At 45.5% G+C, this 20405-nt stretch carries 18 protein-coding genes; 4 read left to right on the top strand and 14 right to left on the bottom strand.

All coding sequences use genetic code 11. From position 1 onward, the window contains the following. From I3255_RS06645 to nfsB, 7 genes are all read right to left on the bottom strand, one after another. Complete coding sequence (locus I3255_RS06645; RefSeq protein ID WP_238038219.1) at window positions 1-561, bottom strand: GNAT family N-acetyltransferase; 561 nt, start codon at window positions 559-561, stop codon at window positions 1-3. A 34-nt stretch (window positions 562-595) separates the two neighbouring features. Next, entirely contained in the window at window positions 596-1339 is a 744-nt protein-coding gene (locus I3255_RS06640) for a nucleotidyltransferase family protein (RefSeq protein WP_238038107.1), read from the bottom strand. Next, the gene (locus tag I3255_RS06635) at window positions 1336-2649 is read right to left on the bottom strand and encodes an XdhC/CoxI family protein (protein WP_238038105.1); all 1314 of its coding nucleotides are present in this window, start codon (window positions 2647-2649) and stop codon (window positions 1336-1338) included. The genes I3255_RS06640 and I3255_RS06635 overlap by 4 nt, the downstream gene beginning before the upstream one ends. A gap of 124 nt (window positions 2650-2773) precedes the next feature. After that, window positions 2774-5197 (bottom strand): xanthine dehydrogenase family protein molybdopterin-binding subunit, encoded by a 2424-nt coding sequence (locus tag I3255_RS06630; protein WP_238038103.1) that lies wholly within the window; start codon window positions 5195-5197, stop codon window positions 2774-2776. A gap of 2 nt (window positions 5198-5199) precedes the next feature. Beyond that, entirely contained in the window at window positions 5200-6192 is a 993-nt protein-coding gene (locus I3255_RS06625; protein ID WP_238038101.1) for a xanthine dehydrogenase family protein subunit M, read from the bottom strand. Continuing rightward, entirely contained in the window at window positions 6189-6860 is a 672-nt protein-coding gene (locus I3255_RS06620; RefSeq protein WP_238038099.1) for a 2Fe-2S iron-sulfur cluster-binding protein, read from the bottom strand. The genes I3255_RS06625 and I3255_RS06620 overlap by 4 nt, the downstream gene beginning before the upstream one ends. 427 nt (window positions 6861-7287) lie before the next feature. Next, window positions 7288-7944, bottom strand: coding sequence for an oxygen-insensitive NAD(P)H nitroreductase (gene nfsB / locus I3255_RS06615; RefSeq protein WP_238038097.1), 657 nt, complete (start codon window positions 7942-7944; stop codon window positions 7288-7290). 399 nt (window positions 7945-8343) lie between these two features. Between nfsB and I3255_RS06610 the strand changes: the two genes are divergently transcribed. Both I3255_RS06610 and I3255_RS06605 read left to right on the top strand, forming a co-directional pair. Then, window positions 8344-8997 carry a DsbA family oxidoreductase gene (locus tag I3255_RS06610; RefSeq protein WP_238038095.1) on the top strand — a complete coding sequence of 218 codons (654 nt, stop codon included), beginning with the start codon at window positions 8344-8346 and terminating at the stop codon, window positions 8995-8997. Between the two features lie 44 nt (window positions 8998-9041). Then, the gene (locus tag I3255_RS06605) at window positions 9042-9737 is read left to right on the top strand and encodes a haloacid dehalogenase type II (RefSeq protein WP_238038093.1); all 696 of its coding nucleotides are present in this window, start codon (window positions 9042-9044) and stop codon (window positions 9735-9737) included. Between the two features lie 162 nt (window positions 9738-9899). On the opposite strand, the gene I3255_RS06600 is transcribed toward I3255_RS06605, so the two are convergent. Then, entirely contained in the window at window positions 9900-11024 is a 1125-nt protein-coding gene (locus I3255_RS06600; protein ID WP_238038091.1) for an S-(hydroxymethyl)glutathione dehydrogenase/class III alcohol dehydrogenase, read from the bottom strand. A 296-nt stretch (window positions 11025-11320) separates the two neighbouring features. On the opposite strand from I3255_RS06600, the gene I3255_RS06595 reads away from it, so the two are divergent. Beyond that, window positions 11321-12187: a LysR family transcriptional regulator gene (locus I3255_RS06595; protein WP_269117281.1), complete on the top strand. Its 867-nt coding sequence runs from the start codon at window positions 11321-11323 to the stop codon at window positions 12185-12187. Between the two features lie 93 nt (window positions 12188-12280). Continuing rightward, entirely contained in the window at window positions 12281-12799 is a 519-nt protein-coding gene (locus I3255_RS06590; RefSeq protein WP_238038089.1) for a DUF302 domain-containing protein, read from the top strand. 93 nt (window positions 12800-12892) lie between these two features. Here I3255_RS06590 and I3255_RS06585 read toward each other — a convergent pair whose 3' ends face one another. From I3255_RS06585 to I3255_RS06560, 6 genes are all read right to left on the bottom strand, one after another. Next, window positions 12893-13180 carry a DUF4031 domain-containing protein gene (locus tag I3255_RS06585; RefSeq protein ID WP_238038087.1) on the bottom strand — a complete coding sequence of 96 codons (288 nt, stop codon included), beginning with the start codon at window positions 13178-13180 and terminating at the stop codon, window positions 12893-12895. Between the two features lie 121 nt (window positions 13181-13301). Beyond that, entirely contained in the window at window positions 13302-15533 is a 2232-nt protein-coding gene (locus I3255_RS06580) for a DUF3488 and transglutaminase-like domain-containing protein (RefSeq protein ID WP_238038085.1), read from the bottom strand. Further along, on the bottom strand, window positions 15530-16501 hold the full coding sequence (locus tag I3255_RS06575) for a DUF58 domain-containing protein (protein ID WP_238038084.1): 972 nt from the start codon (window positions 16499-16501) through the stop codon (window positions 15530-15532). Before I3255_RS06575 ends, I3255_RS06580 begins: the two co-directional genes overlap by 4 nt. Before the next feature lie 155 nt (window positions 16502-16656). Next, a complete protein-coding gene (locus tag I3255_RS06570) occupies window positions 16657-17685 on the bottom strand; it encodes a MoxR family ATPase (protein ID WP_238038217.1) in 1029 nt (342 codons plus the stop codon). Between the two features lie 48 nt (window positions 17686-17733). Beyond that, window positions 17734-18192, bottom strand: a complete 459-nt coding sequence (locus tag I3255_RS06565) for a c-type cytochrome (RefSeq protein ID WP_238038082.1) — start codon at window positions 18190-18192, stop codon at window positions 17734-17736. Window positions 18193-18250: 58 nt separating this feature from the next. Beyond that, window positions 18251-20338: a GGDEF domain-containing phosphodiesterase gene (locus I3255_RS06560; RefSeq protein WP_238038080.1), complete on the bottom strand. Its 2088-nt coding sequence runs from the start codon at window positions 20336-20338 to the stop codon at window positions 18251-18253. Window positions 20339-20405 lie beyond the last annotated feature (67 nt).

Here is a 20405-nt window from a genome sequence, read left to right as displayed (position 1 = left end):
TTATGCGCTAAGGGCTTGCCACTGCTGACGCGTGATTTTATACAGGACATGCTCAGCAAGTGGGTGCTTGGCATCAAGCATAGGATGATAAAAATTCTCCTGTGTGTTGATCATACCAAGGCGCTGCATAAGCTTTTGCGAACGTTTATTAATCACCGCAGTAAAGGCAACCACGTCGCTAAGTTCTAAAACATCAAAAGCAAATCGTAAAGCAGCCTTCGCGGCCTCGGTCGCATACCCTAGCCCCCAATAATCACTATGCAAGCGCCAACCAATCTCGACAGCAGGGGCAAACGGCATATCAGCATGCGCGTTATTTAACCCAACCATACCAATAAAGTCATCGTTTTTGTTTGAGCGGCCTTTGCGACTCACCGCCCAAAACCCCCACCCATTAGCCTCAATCAGCGTCTGGCATTTTTTGGCGATAGTATTACTCATAGAAATGGTTAATAACTTGGGAAAGTATTCCATCACTTTAGGATTGGCATTCATCTCAGCGAATGGCGCAAAGTCGCTCGCTCGCCACTGTCTAAGGTACAGTCGTTCGGTTTCTATCATGCTTATCATGTCGGTCGCTTAATACTTATTATTGCTAGGATTTCTTATCCAGCCAGCCTTGTTGTTTGGCATAGATGAGCTGCTCGGGCGTATCAATATCATAAGTAAGACTATCGTTGATAACTGTACCTATTTGATCGGCTGGTAACCCTCTAATCAGATGCCGTAGCCCTTTATCGCCTGCTAACATTGCCTGCCATTGTATAAGCAGTTTATAGTTAATTGCTAAAGGCAGACCAACGACATGGTTTGCAGATTTACTAGTAGCAGAGTTTTTATTAGATTCCGCTTCATTTAAATTTTGATGCTTTTCTAAACGCTTCCAACTATGATAGCGACTTGCCACTACAGACTGTTCACCAGTCAACAATACAGCTAAATGTGACTCATCCAATAAGACCTGATCAACCCCCATAATAAGCACGCGCTCGATTGACGAATTTTCAAGACTCGCAATGCCCTCAATACCCAAACGCAAACTGTCCGCCATACCGGTATCAGGTTTTGAATTTAGCACCGCTTGAACCGCTGGATATCGCATAGCCAGCTCTGTAACTACACTAGTAATTGCAGAGTGCTTATCAGGAATCACAACGATGACGGCTTGCGGATTGGTATTTAATGCTAATCGTGCCATGCGCAAGATTAATGGTTCGCCGTTCTTAACGAGCAGCTGTTTGGGTTGACCAAGACGCTGACTGAGGCCACTTGCCAATATGATGACCGCATGATTCCGTGTCGGTCTGTCTGTGTCTTCTATAGAAATACCGCTGTTCATACGACACTCGGCACAATATCAGCATCATTACTCAACGCTGCTGTATGCAAAAAACTACTATCCGAAACCGCTATTGATGAGGCTTGATCATGCATGACTGCATTTATCTGTGCCATGATACCAAGTGCGAGTGCTTCAGGACCATCACCGCCTAGCTTATAGCCAATCGGATAATGCAACTTACGGATACCAGCAGCCAAGACGTCAGGTTGTGTGAGAGTGGCGCTGATTTCATTGATTAAGCGTTCGGTACGATAACGCGGCCCCAACTGCCCTAAATATCTATAGTTTTGCGCATGCGCTAGCAATACCGCCAAGCGAGCGCGGTCTTGAGTCAAGCTATGTGACATCAGAGCAACCGCAGCATTATGGCTCAGCTTTAGCAACGTATCACTATCCTCTAAGGATAATGAAATGACGGCATCTGCTTGAGGAAACCGCATACGCGTCGCATATTGCGCGCGACTGTCTATGACCGTCACATGCCAATCTTGTAGCTTGGCCATGGTCACCAGTGGCATCACATCATTACCTGCGCCGCAAATTAATAAACGCACTTGTGGTTGCAGGCGTTGCACAAGCCACTCGGTGGTTGCCTCGTCCGTTTTTATGGTCACGTATTCGGTATTGCTTTCAGATAACTTATACTCTGCTAATCCTTCTACAATATCGGTAATTATATTCGAAGAATTTATTGTCTCATGTCTTGCTAAGTCTCCCGAATGGGAGTATTCCTCTAAATTGATACGCATGCCTATTTTCAGCTCAGCACTTTTCTGTAAACTATCCGTTTGAGTCTGGAAATCGCTGGTACGAATCAAAGTAGCGACCGTAATCGGCTGCTGAGTTCGCCGAACTTGACGAACTAACTCTAAGAATGGTGCCGCTGTTGCCAGTCGCTCAAACAGCACATGCACACGTCCATTACAGCCGAGTCCAAAATTCAACTCATCAAAGTCCATGTCATCTAAGCCATTCAAGCCGTCTAGATCATCATCTGTATCGCCAGCTTCTTTGTTAATCGCTACCTGCGCTTGACCATTTTCAGCATATTCGATGTCATCACCCGTCTGATAGACTTGCACATTGGCACCGTCACGCGTGAGCCAAAAGGCACGTTTGATGATGTGGGGCTCCAAGCAACCACCACTAATCATTCCAACTGAGCGACCATCTTCACAGATGAGCATCATGGCGCCAGCACGGCGATACGCTGAGCCCTCTGTACGAACGACAGTGGCCAATACAGCATCAACATCTTGCTGCTGAGCCTCACCTGCCAGCTTCAGAATGTCAGCGACTTGATTCATAATGCCTCTTATTTAATAATTATTTTTTGATAGTGAGTTTTTTGATAGTACTAAAATATACTGCCGACCCAGTTACAAAAACCCGCTCAGTAAGCGGGTTCTTGTCATACATAAGCTGATAAAACTACTCTGGCATCTCATAAAGCAGCTTATCAAGTGTAATCGGGAAATCATAAACACGGACACCAACTGCATTGTAGACAGCATTGGCAATCGCAGCAGCCGCACCTGCAATAGCCGTCTCGCCGATGCCCTTAATGTGCATTGGATTGGTATACGGATCATCCTCTTCTACCAATATGACATCTAACTGCGGTACATCTGCATTGACTGGCACATGGTACTCGGCAAGGTCGTGATTACAGAGACGACCGTCACGTTTATCATGGATGATTTCCTCCATTAATGCTGAGCCGATACCGAACACCATACCACCATAGCATTGTGAGGTCGCTGTTTTGTGGTTCAGAATACGACCCGCGGCAAATGCACCTGTCATGCGCTTGACCCGAATCTCACCTGTCACTTTATGAACAGCGACTTCAGCGAAGTTAGCACCAAACGACGACTGACGATATTTTTTGCCATTCTTACCTGGATTTATTTGACCTTTGGCACTGATTTTTTGCTCTTCATAGTCAGCCACTACTTCTGCAAGCGCGTAAGCCTCTGTATTGTCAAAGTCATACTCTTGTGATGCTGACTGTCCTGATAACGAAAGCCCTGTGGTTTGCGATAGCTTATCAATAGTGCTTTCAGCAAATAATTGGCTGCTCTTTTTAGCAGCTTCCATTGCTGTTGAATCATGCTCGCCTGCTTTTTTAATTTGACCATTGTCTAACTGAATGTTGTCAGGATACAGACCGACTTTTTCTGCTAGCATTTCACGCAGCTGCTCACAAGCAAGATAGACACTACTACCCGCACTCGCAGCACCCCAACTGCCACCCGAACCGGACGCTGGTGGCAATGCACTATCACCTAGCTTCATCTCAACATGGTCAATAGGCAGTCCTAACAGGTCTGCTGCTACCTGAGAAAACACCGTATAAGACCCTGTACCAATGTCTGTCATGTCTGTCTCGATAACTGCTTTGATACCGAGTGCTTTTGACTCATCTACCTGTAGGGTTGCACGCGCTTCAGATGCCTGTAGTTGGTTGCCACGTGCAGCAGCTGCCATGCCTGTACCTATCCACCAGTCACCTTCTAATTGACTGGCAGGTTTGGCGTTTCGTTTATCCCAACCAAACTGCTTGGCACCTTGCTCCATACATTCAATTAGCTTACGTGTCGAAAATGGAATGTCTTTAGTGGGGTCTTTTTCGGGTTCATTGCGACGACGCAACTCGATAGGATCAAGCTCTAACTGAGTAGCCAACTCATCCATTGCACACTCAACGGCAATCATTCCAACCGCTTCCCCAGGCGCACGCATCGAGCCTGCTAATACTTGGTTCATATCTACCAATTCATAATTTACGCGGCGGTTTTTGCCACTATATAAATAGTGCGTAGATAAAGCAGTCGGCTCGAAAAAAGCTTCATCTGGCAAATTACTAGAGATCGTATCGTGAATCAATGTATCAATCACGCCGTCATTGTTCGCGCCGATTGCGATACGCTGACGCGTGTTTGAGCGTCGGATTGTCGCCTCCATTACTTGCGGACGCGTCATAGTGATCAACACAGGACGACCCAGATCTTTTGCAGCAATCGCCGCCGCAATAGATTCAGGAGCAATACCGAGCTTACTACCGAACCCACCACCGACATAGTGTGCGATCAGTTGTACTTGATCTTCACTCAAATCTAGCGCATCCATGACTTGCTGTTTGCAAGAAGCCAGCATCTGATTGGCAGTATACAGAACGAGCTTATCGTCTTCCCAATGAGCCAACGTTGCATGTGGCTCCATCGCAGAGCTGTTTTGACTTGGAGTATGATAAAAGCGATCAACGGTCACTGCTGCATCAGCTAAACCTTGATCCGGGTCACCTTGGACATAGTTTTTGTCTGAGCCTTTCTTCTCATCGACCGCGTGTGCATTAGATAGCTCTTGAGTAAAGTTTAATGCTGCTTGATCAGTCTCATCTGTATAGGTAACTTTAAGCGCCTTCGCGCCTTCTCTCGCCGCTTCAAAAGTCTCAGCGATGACGACCGCAATAGGCTGACCATGATAAAAAATCTCAGTCGCTCCCTGCGTCGGTGCTTTTTTTAGTCCACCTTGTTGAGAGTTACGTAAGAAATGCTCAGGATCAGTCACGACCTTAATAATATTAGGAATACCCTTTAGCGAATCATTATCAATACTCTCAACTCGCCCTTTGGCAATGGTCGCGCCTACCAAGACACCATAGGCTTGATTGTCCAAGTGTATTTCAGCACTGTATTTTGCTTGGCCGCTAACCTTTAGCGAACCATCAACACGGTTGATAGGCTTACCGACCAATTTGCTTGCCGTTGTACTAAATAGCGTTTCAACAGGCTCATCCATGGTCATTTTTTTGGTTGGTTCTGACTGTGTGATTGATTCTAATAGTGCCATGATTATGCTCCCTCGCCCGCTAGTGCGCGCTGAATGACTTGTTTTAATAGGCGACGCGTCAATGGTATTTTAAAGTCGTTTTGACCATTCCCTTTGGCATCATGCAATAACAGATCAGCGGCCTGCGTGATAACATCGCTGTTGCCATTGGTGTCTGTTAATAGTGCCTCAACCTCTTCATTACGCCATGGCTTAGTACCGATGCCGCCGAACGCCAAACGTACTGTCTTTAGGTTGCCATTGTCATCAGCATCGATGACTGCGGCACAAGATACCAGTGCAAAGGCATAAGAAGCACGGTCTCGCACTTTGTCATAGGTATGCATACCCTTGATAGGGGCAGGTAGTACAACATGAGTAATCAACTCGCCTGCTTCTAGCACGTTTTCGATATGCGGCGTGTCTTTTGGCAAGCAATAAAAATCTTTGATATCGATAGCGCGAGTCGATCCGTCCGCCTTTATTGTCTCAATAGTGGCATCCAGCAAGCGCATGGCCACTGCCATGTCAGATGGATGCTGAGAAATACAGGCATCGCTCGTACCTAGAATAGCTAGCGTACGATTCTCACCATTAATAGCAGGACAGCCTGTGCCCGGTTCACGTTTGTTACAAGCGCTGTCTGTTTGATAAAAATAATAGCAACGAGTGCGCTGCAAGAAGTTGCCACCCGTCGTTGCTTTGTTACGTAGCTGACCAGTCGCCCCTGCTAAAATAGCTCGGGACAATACTGGATAATTGGCAATCACATCAGGATGCGCGGCTAAATCACTATTGGTCACAAGTGTACCAATACGCAAACCACCATCAGCAGTCGTTTCTACTTGCTCTAAGTCAAGACGCGTAATATCGACGAGTTTGATGGGTGTCTCAATCTCTAACTTCATCAAGTCTAATAAGTTGGTACCACCTGCGATAAAAGAAGCATCTTTACTACTGGCAGATGTCGCGGCTTGCTCTGGTGCATCAGCACGGCTATATTCAAAGCGTTTCATGAGCGGCCTCCTGTTGTACCATTTGCTGTTTTGTTATTTGCAATCTTATTATTTGATGAGTTTTTGCCAAGTTGCGTCTCACTAGGCGGCGGTGACCAAATACCTGTTACGCTTGAGTGTTGCGCAGCGTTGTCAGCTGTCTTAGAGGTAGACGCTGATGCTTCATTCTCTAGCACTTGTGAGATGGCTTTGATAATATTAGGATAAGCGGAGCAACGGCAGATATTGCCACTCATTCGCTCAGCGATTTCTTGTACAAGCAGGCTATCAGGATTCTGTAGATCGGTGCTCACATGGCTTGGCCAATTCTGCTTTACTTCTTCTATCAATGCAGTCGCTGAACAGATTTGACCTGGTGTACAGTACCCGCACTGAAACGCGTCGTTATCTTTGAACGCTTGTTGCAGCGCCGATAGTGAGTCCGGCATACCGATGCCTTCGATGGTCGTAATCTCATCACCATCATGCATGACGGCAAGTGTCAGACAGGAGTTGACTCGTCGTCCATTGATGAGCATGGTGCAGGCCCCACATTGACCGTGGTCACAGCCTTTTTTGGGTCCGGTAATTTGTAAGTGCTGACGACAGACATCGAGCAATGTCGTACGGGCGTCAAGATTCTCGAGCTGATAATCCTGCTTATTGATTGTTAACGTCAAGGTAGACATGCTGGCTTCTCGCTGGCAGATGAATATAAGGGAGTAGTAAAACGCCTCGCTGTTACGGCGTCAATAAATTGATTATGTCTTATTGAGGACGATATTTTGTGTTAACTTTGTAGTTATTACAGTGTAGTTTTTAAACCGAGGCAGTACCTGAAAGTGAGCACTACCAATCGCTGTAGGCTAATTGATAATCATTTACCTCAATTAACCTAATCATCCGCTGCTAGCTAGTATTAATTGCTTTTAATTTATCAGCACTCAAACTCAGGCTATATGATTTAGCAATCTGCTCTGTGAAGTGGGCAATCTATTTTTTAGAAATAGGTAGTATATTAAATAGATTTTAATAAAGAAAAGCCCCACAAACGGAAGTTTATAGGGCTATTATGAATCTACTTTAGAATAATCATTTCAAATCAAACAAGTCAAATTAGGCTTTGGTGATGATTGTTTCTTCGTCAAATCGAGACTTAGGCAAATCAGCATTAAAATCATCTTCACTACGATAGCCAAGAGAAACTATTGCGACCGCTGTATAGCCCTTATTACGTAAATCAAACTCTTCATCAAGCGCTTTTAAATCTGCGCCTTCCATTGGTACAGCATCGATACCCAAAGTAGCGGCGCCTAGTAGCAAAGCCCCCATGTTGAGATATAGTTGCTCTATCAACCAATGCGGCTCAGCTTTTTGCTCGTAACGGCGGATGTCCAAAAACATTTTACGCGTTTGATGCATTTGCTCTTTGAATTTTGGTTCTGCAAAGCGACCATCGGCATCTTCTTTGTCGAGCACTTCGTTCAAAAACTCGTCATCAGCATAGACACGGCTACAGAATACGATGACATGCGAGGCATCTTTTACTTTGGCATCATTGAATTCATACATTCCCTCTGTGCCTTTAGCAATTCGAGCTTTGCCAGCTTCGTCATCAGCAATCACAAAATGCCAAGGTTGAATATTGGTGCTCGACGGACTGAGACGTAAGATATCTTTTAGACTCTGAAAGTCTTCTGCTGATATTTTTTTATTGGTATCAAATTCTTTGGTGCTGTAACGCCATCTCATTGCTTCAGTGATATTTTTCATATATGACCCCATACTGAGTGTTAAGTTTTTATCGTTTATTAATTTATTAGTATTAGCATGGTTTATAAATAATCATCGCTAATTTCAATGGAGCAACTTTAAATAAAAACCTGTTTTGTGACCACGGCAGATTGGTTAAGTAATCATGGGTTTTGTTATCAATGCGTCAGTTGTTAAGTCGTTTTTGCAAAAATTTCGGCTATCCTACTGATAATAGTTACAATTGAGCTACCTAAGTGATAACGCAGACTGTGCAGACTACATTGTAATCACTCCCTCATTCTCTTAGTATTGACTGAGTTATTTTGCAGCGAGCCAATCCCTTTAGATAGCGCTGCCCGATATACCCATCTAAGAAAATCTTAAATAAAATACAAATGACAATACCTGCGAGGACATATGAGCACATCAGAAAAACCACTCCGAATAGACATCGTCTCAGACGTTGTCTGCCCTTGGTGCGTCATCGGCTATCGCCAACTGGCAAAAGCCCTTGAGCAAACCAATACCGCACATACCATTCATTGGCATCCGTTTGAGCTAAACCCCAATATGCCAAGCGAGGGGCAAAACTTGCGTGAGCACATTATCGAAAAGTATGGCTCGACTAAGGAAGAGTCAGATGCTAGCCGGATCAGAATGGGCGAGGCGGGCCGCGAGGTTAGTTTTGAGTTCAACTTCAATGATGACACGCGCATGCACAATACGTTTAATCTGCATCAGCTGCTACATTTCGCTGACCAGCAAGGCAGTATGCATGAGTTAAAACAAGCGTTATTTGCGGCGCATTTTACCAATAATAGGAACATCTCCGATATCAACGTACTTGCTGACATTGCAGCAGAGACTGGACTGGACCGTAGTGAGGCACTGGCAGTGCTAGAAGGTCAGTTCTTTGCAAAAGAAGTACGAGCAGAAGAACAGCACTGGCAACAGCAAGGCATTCAAAGCGTGCCAGCGATTATCTTCAACGAGCGTCATTTGGTCAGCGGTGCACAAGGGGTTGAAAATTACGTCAGTATATTAGAACAATTGGCAAATATAACCGACTAAACCGTCTGTCATTATAAAAATGTTATTTTATACAAGGATGCTTTATGTCTTCTGAACGCTTTCCTTCGATTATTGTGTTTGACGTCAATGAGACACTACTCGATATAGACACGCTCACGCCTTTTTTTACGCGAGTGTTTGGCAAGCAAAATGTCTTACGCGAATGGTTCGCTCAGCTGGTACTATATTCTCAAACCATGACGCTATCTGGCCTCTATACGCCTTTCGGTGAGATTGGCGTTGGCACACTACACATGATTGCAGATATCAGACAAGTGACGCTGACAGAGTCTGATATCGATGAGTTTAAAGAAAGAATGAGTGCGTTGCCGGCGCATCCTGATGCCGCACCAGCACTGACACGACTGCGCAATGCAGGATTTCGATTGGTCACACTAACCAATTCAGCGAGCAGCGCGTCTCCAACACCATTGGAGAAAGCGGGACTAAGTCAGTTCTTTGAGCAGCATTTTAGTGTTGAGACTGTTAGTAAGTTCAAGCCAGCACCTGAAACTTACCAAATGGTGGCTGATACGCTTGATGTTAAGACATCAGACTTGTGCCTTGTCGCTTGTCATCTCTGGGATACCATCGGCGCGCAAGCGGTAGGCTGTCGCGGTGCCTTTTTGACTCGCCCATATAACGAGATGCTGAGTGCTCCAAATGTGCCCGTGCCAGATTTGATCGCATCAGATTTATCGACCCTAGCGGATCAAATTATTCGCAAAAAGGGTGCTTAATACCTACGTTTGCAAGATTGCTGTTAACTACTATTCTCTAGCTTTCAAAAAACTATAGCGCAAAAAAAAGCTGCTTCAATTTTGAAGCAGCTTTTTCATTGTAGCGTCATCAGGTTGAAACCATGATTTTGATATTACTGTCAGCATTGTCAATAACGGCGCTTAGAAATTGACAACCGTACGGATACTCTCGCCTTTATGCATCAAGTCAAACGCTTCGTTAACATCTTCTATTGGCATCGTGTGGGTGATAAAGTCCTGTAGTGGGATTTCGCCCGCAAGGTAACGCTCAACATAACCTGGTAACTCTGTACGGCCTTTCACACCGCCAAATGCTGACCCTTTCCAGACGCGACCTGTCACCAACTGGAATGGACGGGTTGAGATTTCTTGTCCAGCACCAGCGACACCGATGATGACTGACTCGCCCCAACCCTTATGGCAGCACTCTAGCGCTGAACGCATGACATCGACGTTGCCGATACATTCGAACGAATAATCCACACCGCCATCGGTTAGCTCAACGATGACTTCCTGAATCGGTTTGTCATAATCTTTCGGATTGATGCAATCGGTTGCACCCAGTTTTTTAGCCAACTCAAACTTGCTCTCGTTAATATCAATCGCAATAATACGACTAGCTTTTGCCATCGCAGCCCCAATCACTGCGGATAGCCCGATACCGCCTAGACCAAAGATAGCGACCGTTGCACCCTCTTCGACTTTGGCGGTATTCATGACTGCGCCCATGCCCGTAGTCACACCGCAGCCAAGCAAGCAAACTTCTTCTAATGGCGCGTCTTTATTGACCTTAGCCAAAGAAATCTCTGGTAAAACGGTATATTCAGAAAAAGTCGAGCAACCCATATAATGGTAGATAGGCTCGCCGTCTTTATAAAAACGCGTCGTACCATCTGGCATCAAGCCTTTACCTTGCGTCTCGCGTACTGCTGAGCAAAGATTGGTTTTGCCTGAACGGCACATTTTGCAAACGCCGCACTCTGCCGTGTATAACGGAATGACATGATCACCGACCTGAACGCTGGTCACGCCCTCGCCGACTTGCTCAACGATACCGCCACCTTCATGACCCAAAATCGCTGGGAACACGCCTTCTGGGTCTTCACCAGATAAGGTAAAAGCGTCTGTATGACAGACACCACTGGCCACGATTTTTACCAATACTTCGCCTTTACGCGGTAGCATGACGTCCACTTCTTCGATAGACAGTGGCTGTTTTGGGCCCCAAGCGATGGCGGCTTTTGATTTGATAAATTTATCTGACATAGGAATCTCTCTTTTTGATTGTTATTGATAGATTATGACGTAGCGTAAACTCAAAACGTCATTCACGCCCAATCATTCTTTTTGTTCAATAAGGCTATTTGCTCGTTTTAATAGTCACGATTTCTGTGATTAAAATGGATAAAGACAGACTGAGCTTATCTTGCCTGCCCTATATAGGCAAGCATCGGTGACCATAAAGCAGCATCTATTTACATTGATACTAACCATTATATTTATTTCTGAGCGGATAACAATATGCTATATTTGCAAATATCTTTTACATATTGGTAATAATCATGCGCTGGGAAGGGATTAGTGAGTTTGTCTGTGTGGCAGAGTACGAGAGCTTTACGCGCGCTGCAAGAACGCTTGGCATCTCGACTGCGCAAGTCAGCCGCCAGATCAGTGCATTAGAGCAGCGATTGAATATAAAGCTACTCTATCGTACCACACGCAAGGTCTCACTCACTGAAGAAGGCCGCGTGTTTTATCAGCATTGCCGCAGTGTGCTCGATGGTTTGGACGCGGCTGAGCAAGCGGTGAGCAATTTGCAATCAAAGCCTCAAGGTAGAATTAAACTGACCGCGCCTGTGACTTATGGCGAGCAGCAATTACTGCCGCTGATCAATGATTTTATGATGCAGTATCGCGAGATCGAAGTGACCGCTTTTTTAAGCAATCAACAGATTGATTTGGTCGAGGGCGGCTATGATTTAGCCATTCGTATTGGCAAGTTGCGCGACTCCACGATGATGGCAAAAAAGCTTAGCCTGCGCACCAATTTTGTTTGTGCGACACCTGCTTATCTGCATCAATATGGTGTGCCGCGCACGCTTGATGATCTCAGTCAACATAACTGCCTACTGGGTACACGCGACTATTGGCATTTTGTCGAAAATGGCACAGAAAAAAACCTGCGCGTCTCTGGTTCCATACAGTACAACAGCGGCTATAGTCTGGTTGATGCGGCGCTAAAAGGGCTTGGTATCGTACAGTTGCCTGATTATTATGTGCAAAAATATCTGGCATCGGGCGCGTTGGCGAGCTTACTTGATGACTATAGAGAGCCTGAAGAAAGCATCTGGGCCATCTACCCACACAACCGTCAACTATCACCAAAGATTAGACTACTGGTTGATTATCTAGCAGAGCGTTTGGTTTAGCGATCTATTCAGACGTGTTGCCATCACCGGTCTGATGACGCACAATGAGTATTGGGTATTGCCACCTACTACGGATCGCTCAAGGATATCACTATGATTAAAATTGTCTCTATTGCTGCGCTAGCATTGGCCGTGTCATCTTGCGCCAGTATCGATACGTTTTTAAATAAAACTGATGCTACTGGTTCAATGACAGCAACAACCCAGTCAACCAATGCTGAAAAAGGCCTAGTAACCTTACCAAGCAATCATTCCGTCCAAGATACCGCAGACAAGCTGGTCTCAACGATCGAAAGTAAAGGTATGACAGTGTTTGCACGAGTTGATCATCAAAAAAATGCTCAGAGTGCAGGTTTGTCATTACGACCAACACAAGTCATCATGTTTGGTAACCCCAAAGCGGGTACGCCTTTGATGAATTGCGAGCAAACCGTCGCCATCGATTTACCACAAAAAATTCTCATTAGCGAAGATGCCGATAAAAAGGTATGGCTGTCATACAACAATCCTGAATATCTAAAAACACGTCATAATATCAAAGGCTGCGATACCGTTATTGATAATATTTCAAAAGCACTTAACGCTGTCAGCACGGCGGCAGTTGCCAAATAATATCAAACGAGAAAAGTATAATCTGAGCAAAGAAAAAGGTGGGTTAGCAAAAGCTTCATCCACCTTTTTTCTTTGTGTGGCCTATAAGCTGCATCAGTGACTATCAGATAGCGACATTTCAGACTGCAACTCTACTTTTAACTTCTTTGCGCACTCAATAATCTTTTTTCTATCAGCAGGAAGCGCGCCTTGAGCAATAGCCATTTCGCGCATCTGTACGGTGATATCATAATGTGGATAGCTGGCATTACGGTGGAATAAACGCGGATCTACCTCAATGAATGCTGCAAAATCATGCAGCTCTTGCAAGCTATCCGCAAGCATATGGCACCACCTATAGCCTTTGAATTTTATCTGCACAAAATCTACATATACCGCCATAAGACACTCTCTCTTACTTACTTACTAATCTTCTCAAACTAGCCTTCACTGATGCCTGCCAAATATCTATGCATCAATATCTTTAATCTCACTCAAGTCACCAACGCCATCCATTAAAACGTTACAATAATTCGCGCACATTTTTTTTCAGCTGCTTGAGTAATTGTTGATACTCACTATGGCTAGCATCCAAGTTACTCAGGCGTCCATAACGTAGCTGACGGTAATTCTGTCTAATTTCAACCAGCTTTGCCTGAGTACTCACAGGGTTGTTACTGTCTGTTAAATTACTCGACCCATGATGAATATTGTTGTCAGATCGACTGTCAATTGCAGATGCCAAGCGTTCAAGCCAAGCTAACTGCCCTTCATGATCCTCTCGAGCCAGCAATTTATCACGCTTACCAATGCGCTTTGAGAGTTGAGCAAGCGGCAAATCTGCTGGGTGCCAGCGTTTGCGGCGGCGGCGCCAAATGATAAATACTAGGGTAGCCATAATCATAACAGCACTGGCCGCTAACCAGATAATTTGCTGCATGATGGAGCTGATGTTGAACCATTTTAGTAGCGAATCTGCTTGTTTGTCTTGGTCATAGCCGACCACGTCCTTTTGCCAATAATAGCTGGCTTGATCGGATAAACGACGTAACGTTTGTAGCATTTGATACTGCTGATAGCTGATTTGCGCACTCGCACCACTGCCAAACATGGCTGCCCCTTGCTGCTGGGTCATCGCATTCATACCCTGCTCAACCCGCTCAGGCGCCACAAACGACGTTGGATCGACGCGTACCCAGCCTTGATTTTCGAGCCAAACCTCAGTCCATGCGTGCGCATCCATTTGCCGTACTTCCCATACGTTGCCATTGCGACTGGGCTCGCCCCCTTGATAGCCTGCTACCACCCGCGCTGGGACACCAGCTGCGCGCATCATAAAAGTAAAACTTGAAGAGTAGTGCTCACAAAATCCTGCTTTGGTCTGAAACAAAAACTCATCAATACGGTTGGCATTGAGTCGTGGCGGCGACAACGTATAGCGAAATTCTGTTTGATTGATCCAGCGCTCGATAGCAGCGATATAGCGCATTGGATCTGAGCCCGATTGCGCAAACAACTGCTTAGCAAGCGCGCGTGCTTGAGGGTTGCCTTCAGCTGGCAGTGCAAGATTCACACGCCGCGATGCATCTGTCAGAATCGGGTCAATACGCATCGGCGCAAACTGCAATACATCATAACGCAGCTGCTGCGTGACTGGCTGATCTTTTGATAATGTAAAGTTTGAGGTAATATTGATATCTGGCTGCTGAGAAAAAGGATAATCGAGTCCGAATAACCAGTTCTGCTGAGTAGGTTCTAGGATAATTTGATAGCGAGTAGGTGCGGCTTGCACTTGCTCAGGAACGGTAGCAAAGGCATTCTGAATCCATGTAGGGGCTTGCGATCTTGATGACCATTGGCTTACCTGATTGCTTGGTCGCCATGTGACTCCGTCAAAATCACTAAACACGAGTCCGCGCCAGTAAAGCTGCTGTTGCGGTGGACGCTCATCGCCAAACTCTACGCGAAAAGCCAGCTCAGTTGACTGGCCTAAATTGGCAAAATCGCCGGGCGACATACTATCAGACACACCAGTAGTGGCTTGCTGACCTGATAGTTGTACAGACCACAGTGGCGGCAGTCTTGGGAAAAATAAAAACAGCACCACTAATAATGGCAGTGCCCCAACCCCTAACACCCCTAAAGTACGCAGGCGTCCATCACCACGAGCATTGCTATCATCATTGAGCGCAATAAACGCCAATAGTACAATCACCGCTCCTACTATCACTTCTAAAGTGGTAATCAAACCTTGATCCATCAAAAACAAGGCAGCAAGTACAAATAGCGATAGATTCAACACCACATAAGCATCGCGGCGCTTGTATAACTCCCAAAGTTTACTAGCGAGACATAACACCAAAAATGCCACGCCCATATCCAGTCCAAAGGCTGTGTTATACGTTAGCCACAGACCTACTAGGCCTAATAAGAAACCCAGCATCTGCATGCTTTGATAGACACGTTTTAAATGCGAGAGTTTTTTTAGCCGACTCTTGATACGCGGTAGTTGGGCAATGATACTAACCGCAGCAAACCCGATTAACCATATTGGCAAGTGAGCAGCATGCGGCAACACGACTGCTATTTGAGCAATTAGCACCCAATAATAGGCTGGTAGTGCCAGTAGTCGCCGATACCATTTATTATCAGCTGCCATGCCATTTTTCGCTTGGGTATTTTGACCGAGTGCTAACTGCTCAAAGCTTGCCGTTTTTGTGGCATCGGTTGCAGAAAACTGCTTGATTTCAGTCATGGTGCTTTCGCCAGCCTTAGCAAGCACGCTTGCGCAAAAGTCTCACCATCACCCACCGCTGCGCTAGCAGGCATATCATTGGGTAAACGCATTTGAAAGGGCACGCCTAATTGGCCCAATATTAACGCCCCATGAGCCAATTGCGCAAGCTTCTGTTCGTGATGTGCGGCTGGCATATCTGCATAATCAAGTGTCTGTTCATGACCAACAGGATCTGCAAAGTGCTTGGTAAACATACCCTGACCCCGTGCTACATGTCCCCAAGAGACTCGAGCCAGTGACTCCCCTTCAACATAATTATCCAGTCGCTCAAAGTCGTCTTGTCCTTGTCGATATTGCCCACCAGTTGGCAGATCCTCCGAGCTCGCAATTGAATACTGCGCCTGCCAGTCAAACGCTTCAGGTTTGGGATATACCCAAGCCTTTCGTTCAAAATAAACATAAGACCAAGCACGCATAATACCCAAAGGATAAACGGTTTTAATTGTTAGCCGTGGCAGCTCAAGAGGACCGCGATTGTAGGTTTGAACAGGTAGGCGGATAGTTTGCTCGCTTTGTAGACTCGTTACGAGTATGGAGCTTTGTCGATTCGTGCCAGCTTTATTTTTCTTGTCAGCTGATTGCTCAAACTCAAATAATAACTGTCGCCGTGGTTGACGGCTTTCACTTTTGAGTTGCAGCGTTACCCAAGCGGGCGTACCGGCCTCTGTCATAGTCACTTCTAGCAGACGCACTTGCAGACCCGATATGTGCGCAAAAGTCACATGAAAACTAATCAACCAGACACTGACCAGATAAAAACATAGGCCAAGCACCAAATTATTGCCATAATTGATACCCGCGATAAAAGTAATCACTAATAGCACGGCAAACAGCATGCCCTCACGACTAAAAAAAATATAGACGTTGCGTAGATTGAGCGTCGCGCTATCATTTTTGGGTGCACGCGAGGCAAACCAACGGCTCATTGCTGACCTGATTGACGCGGTTAAGGCTTTTGGTAAAAAGCTCATGACTACCCTATTCTTACCATGTAATTGACCCTAGTCGCTCGTCCTCAGACTAACGGACTCAATGATATGGCCATGTATTATCAAACCTGCTCGTACTACAATATAGACAGCTAAATGATGACAGGCACGTCTGCTAAGATGCGTTGAGCGATGGTCTGCGGTGCTTGCCCACCTACTACTTGTGCAGGTGCAAAACGCTGACCGAGACGATGATCAGCCACGGCGGCAAAGACCGCTTGGATATCTTCAGGCGTCACCTCCATGTGCCCTGACACATAAGCATAAGCCTGTGCAGCACGCTGTAGTGATAGCACGCCACGTGGTGATAACCCATGATACTCTTGGCTTGCTCGAGTCTTTGCAACGAGTCTTTGTAAATAATCCAATACCACATCCGCGATATAAACTTGCTTTACGCCTTGCTGTGATAAGAGAACGGCCTCAGTATCAAGTACCGTATCTAGATCTTTTAGCAGTTCACGTCGATCTTGACCTTTTAGTAGTTCACGCTCTGCCATAGGTGATGGGTAGCCTAATGACAAGCATAGCAAAAACCTATCCAACTGCGATTCCGGTAACGGATAGACGCCTGCTTGTTGCAGTGGGTTTTGGGTTGCAATAACAAAGAACGGCTGCGGCAAGGGATAGGTCTGCCCATCTTGCGTCACTTGTCGCTCTTCCATGGCTTCGAGTAACGCGCTTTGCGTTTTGGGGCTGGAGCGGTTGATTTCATCAGCGAGTAGCAGTTGAGTAAAAATAGGACCGGGACGAAATTCAAAGCGCAATTTGCTTTGATCGTAAATACTCATCCCTAAGATATCAGCAGGTAGCATGTCATTGGTGAACTGCACTCGGCTAAAACTCAGACCTAATAACTGCGCTAACCCTTGAGCCAAAGTCGTCTTGCCCATACCAGGCAAATCTTGTAGCAACAAATGCCCACCTGCCAGTATGCCACTGAGTGCCAATTTAACTGCTTGCGGTTTATCCAATACAATTTGGTTCAATTGCATCATAAGTTGTGCAATTTTCTGCTGATTGCGTTGTAAGTCGACGGCATTAGGAGCGGACTGACTAAGCGTTTTGGCTATTTTTTGATATGTGGGTGATGGTGCTCTATCGTTAGGGGCATGGGTCATAGTCAATTATCGGCTCATTTTTTGGGTCATAACGATCAACCATTAAGGTCAGTTTGCATCATCTACGACAATCGGCGCATCAGCGCGGAGGGTTGATAAATACGCAATAACATCCGCACGCTCTTTGGCATCTGGCATAGGGTCTGATAGCATCTTTGAATCTGGCATGGCTTTTTGTGCATCCGCGATATAGGGGTCGAGTGTTTTGGCATCCCATACCCATCCTGACTCTGTGAGTCCTTTGCTATAAGTATAATCTTTTAGCTCAGCAGCTGGTGCGCCGTATATATTCATTAATTGTGGCCCCTTTTTATTGAGACCAGCATTACGTTGATGGCACTGACTACAGGCGTCTTTATAGATCAACGCGCCGTTAACTGCATCTCCTTCAGTATACAATGGCAAGGTCACAGGGTCGCGATGATCAGGCGGTGTATGCTCACAAGCAGTGAGCAATAAAACAGCGGCAAAAAGACTGCTTATTTGATATTTATTAATAATAGACATTTTGGCAATCTTTGGTTGGTGAGCATTAACGGTAAAGATTTTGTAGCATCGCAATATATTAACTGGCGATCTTTAGCGTTTTGCTAGGCTCTTCTAAATAGTATCCTTGCAGATAGCGTGCCCCTACACTCCATGCGACCGACATAGTCGCTGCATCTTCAATATACGGCATCAGAACATCAACATTTACCTCATTGGTACGCGTGATAAGTGACTTAACCGTGTCTAAGTTATCTGCTGAGTGGATATCTTGTACATAGTTACGAGCCAAACGTACGACGTCCGGCTGCACTAGATTAGCAATTTCGATAGATTTGGCAGAAGATCCAAAGTTATTGATGCCCATTTGACAGTTGACTTCGTTAAGGGCCGAAAACTGAGATTTTGCCACAGTTAGATGGTCCGAGATGTCTTTTTCGTTAAATTGTAATGTTAACACACCAGCAGCGCCGCCTACTGCCTTGATCAGTTGGCTTGCCACATTGGGCAGCTTCTTATCAATCAATGAGGCACTGGTTAGCTGCACCAATAGTCTGGCTTCAGGATGCTCTTTACGGACATCATTTACTTTTTTACAAGCATTAATGAGTACCCAGCGATCTATTTTTTCGAGTAATTTATGTTTCTTGGCAACAGCCATAAACTGATCAGGAGTCAATACCGTGTTATCGGCATCGGCCAATGGCAGTCGCAGATACACTTCAAAAAAGTCACTACGATCTTGATTGATGTCATATATCGGTTGAAATGACAGCTCAAATCGACTGTTTGTAATAGCATCAATCAGAGACTCAGCAAGCGCATGATCATCACTATTGGCATGCTCACTTGGATCATATAGATGATAAGTGCCACCATGGTTAGAGGTTTCGACCATAATCTGGCTAATAGCATCCATAGCACGCTCTATTATTATAGCGGGCTCTGCGGTATTTTTTTCGATTTTGACGATCGCAATACTCACCGTGGTACTCGTCGTACGCTTGTCTACCTCAATGAGCATCTCACTGATACGCGAACCGATGTTCTCAGCCAGCTCTTTGAGCTCTGAGGTAGTTTTGTCTTTGACAAGTATCATGAATGCGGTATCACTAAAGCGGCTGACATGTCCATCCGATACCAGTTCATCTAGTGCATAGGCAACCTGTTTGACAGTCGTATCTACTCCTTGCAGACCGAGGCTACTTCTTATTTTTCCAATGTTATCCAGCTGTACATAGAGCAGTGCTGCTGTCAGCACACCTTGAGTTGCTTGCTGGTGCACTATGGCCATTTGCTCCTCAAAGCCGCGGCGATTATTCACACCTGTCAGGTTATCTTTACGCTCTGCTTCAGCCAAGCGTTTAGCAACCTCTGCGCTGTTGCTGGCATTTTGTTGTATGATAATCTGAGTAACGGGTTCGCCATCTAAAGTCGCAGATGCCAACTGTAGTTTTGCCTCAAAAGTACTGCCATCCGTGCGCACGCTTTCAAAGTTAAACTCGACTTCGTCACGGCTACCTTTATCGAACTGACGTAGAAATTGCTTAAAGTCCTTGACACTATCGCCACCTGAAATCAAATCAATAACAGGCACACCTATGGCATCATTCATTGACCGAAAGCCAAACAATTGAAGATAAGGATCATTGGCAAAGATATGGATACCTTCATCGATATAGGCAACTGCGCTTTTTGAGTTTTTAATCAGCACATTGGCACGTTGCTCTGCTTCTGATAGGACATGGCGTAGTTTCTTGAGCTCGCGGCGACTACGCAAGCTATCGTGCTGTAAGCAAATAGCCATAACGACAGCCATCTCTTGATCAGCCTTGAGTGCTTTGACCATGGTTCCGCTCATCACCGCAGGCAACCCCTCATCATTACACGCGGTCGATATCGCCTCATCCTTCATCAAATAAATCATCGGCAAGTCAATGCTCTGCTCTTGAATGATACCAACCACATCCGTAAAGCTCATATCATAAGCACTACCGAACACCAGCACATCCCACGACTGGCGCAGTACTTTTAACAGCTCTTCTTTATCATCCAAAAATCCTAAATTCACGCTGTCATAATAATCACTCAGTAGATGTACAAGACGCTCAGCATAGAGCTGATCATCGTTAATCACTAATAAATTTAAGGTGGACTGAATGCGCATAGGTGGCCTTTTAATCTTATGGTTGTATCTTTATCTCTTATTTTTGACACCTTATACTGTTTCCAAA

Source organism: Psychrobacter sp. Ps6, from assembly GCF_022129235.1.
Taxonomy (GTDB): domain Bacteria; phylum Pseudomonadota; class Gammaproteobacteria; order Pseudomonadales; family Moraxellaceae; genus Psychrobacter.
Note: the sequence above shows the minus strand (reverse complement) of the source record. Positions and strands in the feature narration are given on the sequence as shown.

Excerpts from the sequence above, each read along its gene's own strand:
- I3255_RS06645 (WP_238038219.1), bottom strand. The coding sequence starts at position 561 with ATGATAGAAACCGAACGACTGTACCTTAGACAGTGGCGAGCGAGCGAC.
- I3255_RS06610 (WP_238038095.1), top strand. The coding sequence starts at position 8,344 with ATGAGCACATCAGAAAAACCACTCCGAATAGACATCGTCTCAGACGTT.
- I3255_RS06580 (WP_238038085.1), bottom strand. The coding sequence starts at position 15,533 with ATGACTGAAATCAAGCAGTTTTCTGCAACCGATGCCACAAAAACGGCA.
- I3255_RS06595 (WP_269117281.1), top strand. The coding sequence starts at position 11,321 with ATGCGCTGGGAAGGGATTAGTGAGTTTGTCTGTGTGGCAGAGTACGAG.
- I3255_RS06625 (WP_238038101.1), bottom strand. The coding sequence starts at position 6,192 with ATGAAACGCTTTGAATATAGCCGTGCTGATGCACCAGAGCAAGCCGCG.
- I3255_RS06575 (WP_238038084.1), bottom strand. The coding sequence starts at position 16,501 with ATGAGCCGTTGGTTTGCCTCGCGTGCACCCAAAAATGATAGCGCGACG.
- I3255_RS06635 (WP_238038105.1), bottom strand. The coding sequence starts at position 2,649 with ATGAATCAAGTCGCTGACATTCTGAAGCTGGCAGGTGAGGCTCAGCAG.
- I3255_RS06630 (WP_238038103.1), bottom strand. The coding sequence starts at position 5,197 with ATGGCACTATTAGAATCAATCACACAGTCAGAACCAACCAAAAAAATG.
- I3255_RS06600 (WP_238038091.1), bottom strand. The coding sequence starts at position 11,024 with ATGTCAGATAAATTTATCAAATCAAAAGCCGCCATCGCTTGGGGCCCA.
- I3255_RS06570 (WP_238038217.1), bottom strand. The coding sequence starts at position 17,685 with ATGACCCATGCCCCTAACGATAGAGCACCATCACCCACATATCAAAAA.
- nfsB (WP_238038097.1), bottom strand. The coding sequence starts at position 7,944 with ATGAAAAATATCACTGAAGCAATGAGATGGCGTTACAGCACCAAAGAA.
- I3255_RS06590 (WP_238038089.1), top strand. The coding sequence starts at position 12,281 with ATGATTAAAATTGTCTCTATTGCTGCGCTAGCATTGGCCGTGTCATCT.
- I3255_RS06560 (WP_238038080.1), bottom strand. The coding sequence starts at position 20,338 with ATGCGCATTCAGTCCACCTTAAATTTATTAGTGATTAACGATGATCAG.
- I3255_RS06565 (WP_238038082.1), bottom strand. The coding sequence starts at position 18,192 with ATGTCTATTATTAATAAATATCAAATAAGCAGTCTTTTTGCCGCTGTT.
- I3255_RS06605 (WP_238038093.1), top strand. The coding sequence starts at position 9,042 with ATGTCTTCTGAACGCTTTCCTTCGATTATTGTGTTTGACGTCAATGAG.
- I3255_RS06620 (WP_238038099.1), bottom strand. The coding sequence starts at position 6,860 with ATGTCTACCTTGACGTTAACAATCAATAAGCAGGATTATCAGCTCGAG.
- I3255_RS06640 (WP_238038107.1), bottom strand. The coding sequence starts at position 1,339 with ATGAACAGCGGTATTTCTATAGAAGACACAGACAGACCGACACGGAAT.
- I3255_RS06585 (WP_238038087.1), bottom strand. The coding sequence starts at position 13,180 with ATGGCGGTATATGTAGATTTTGTGCAGATAAAATTCAAAGGCTATAGG.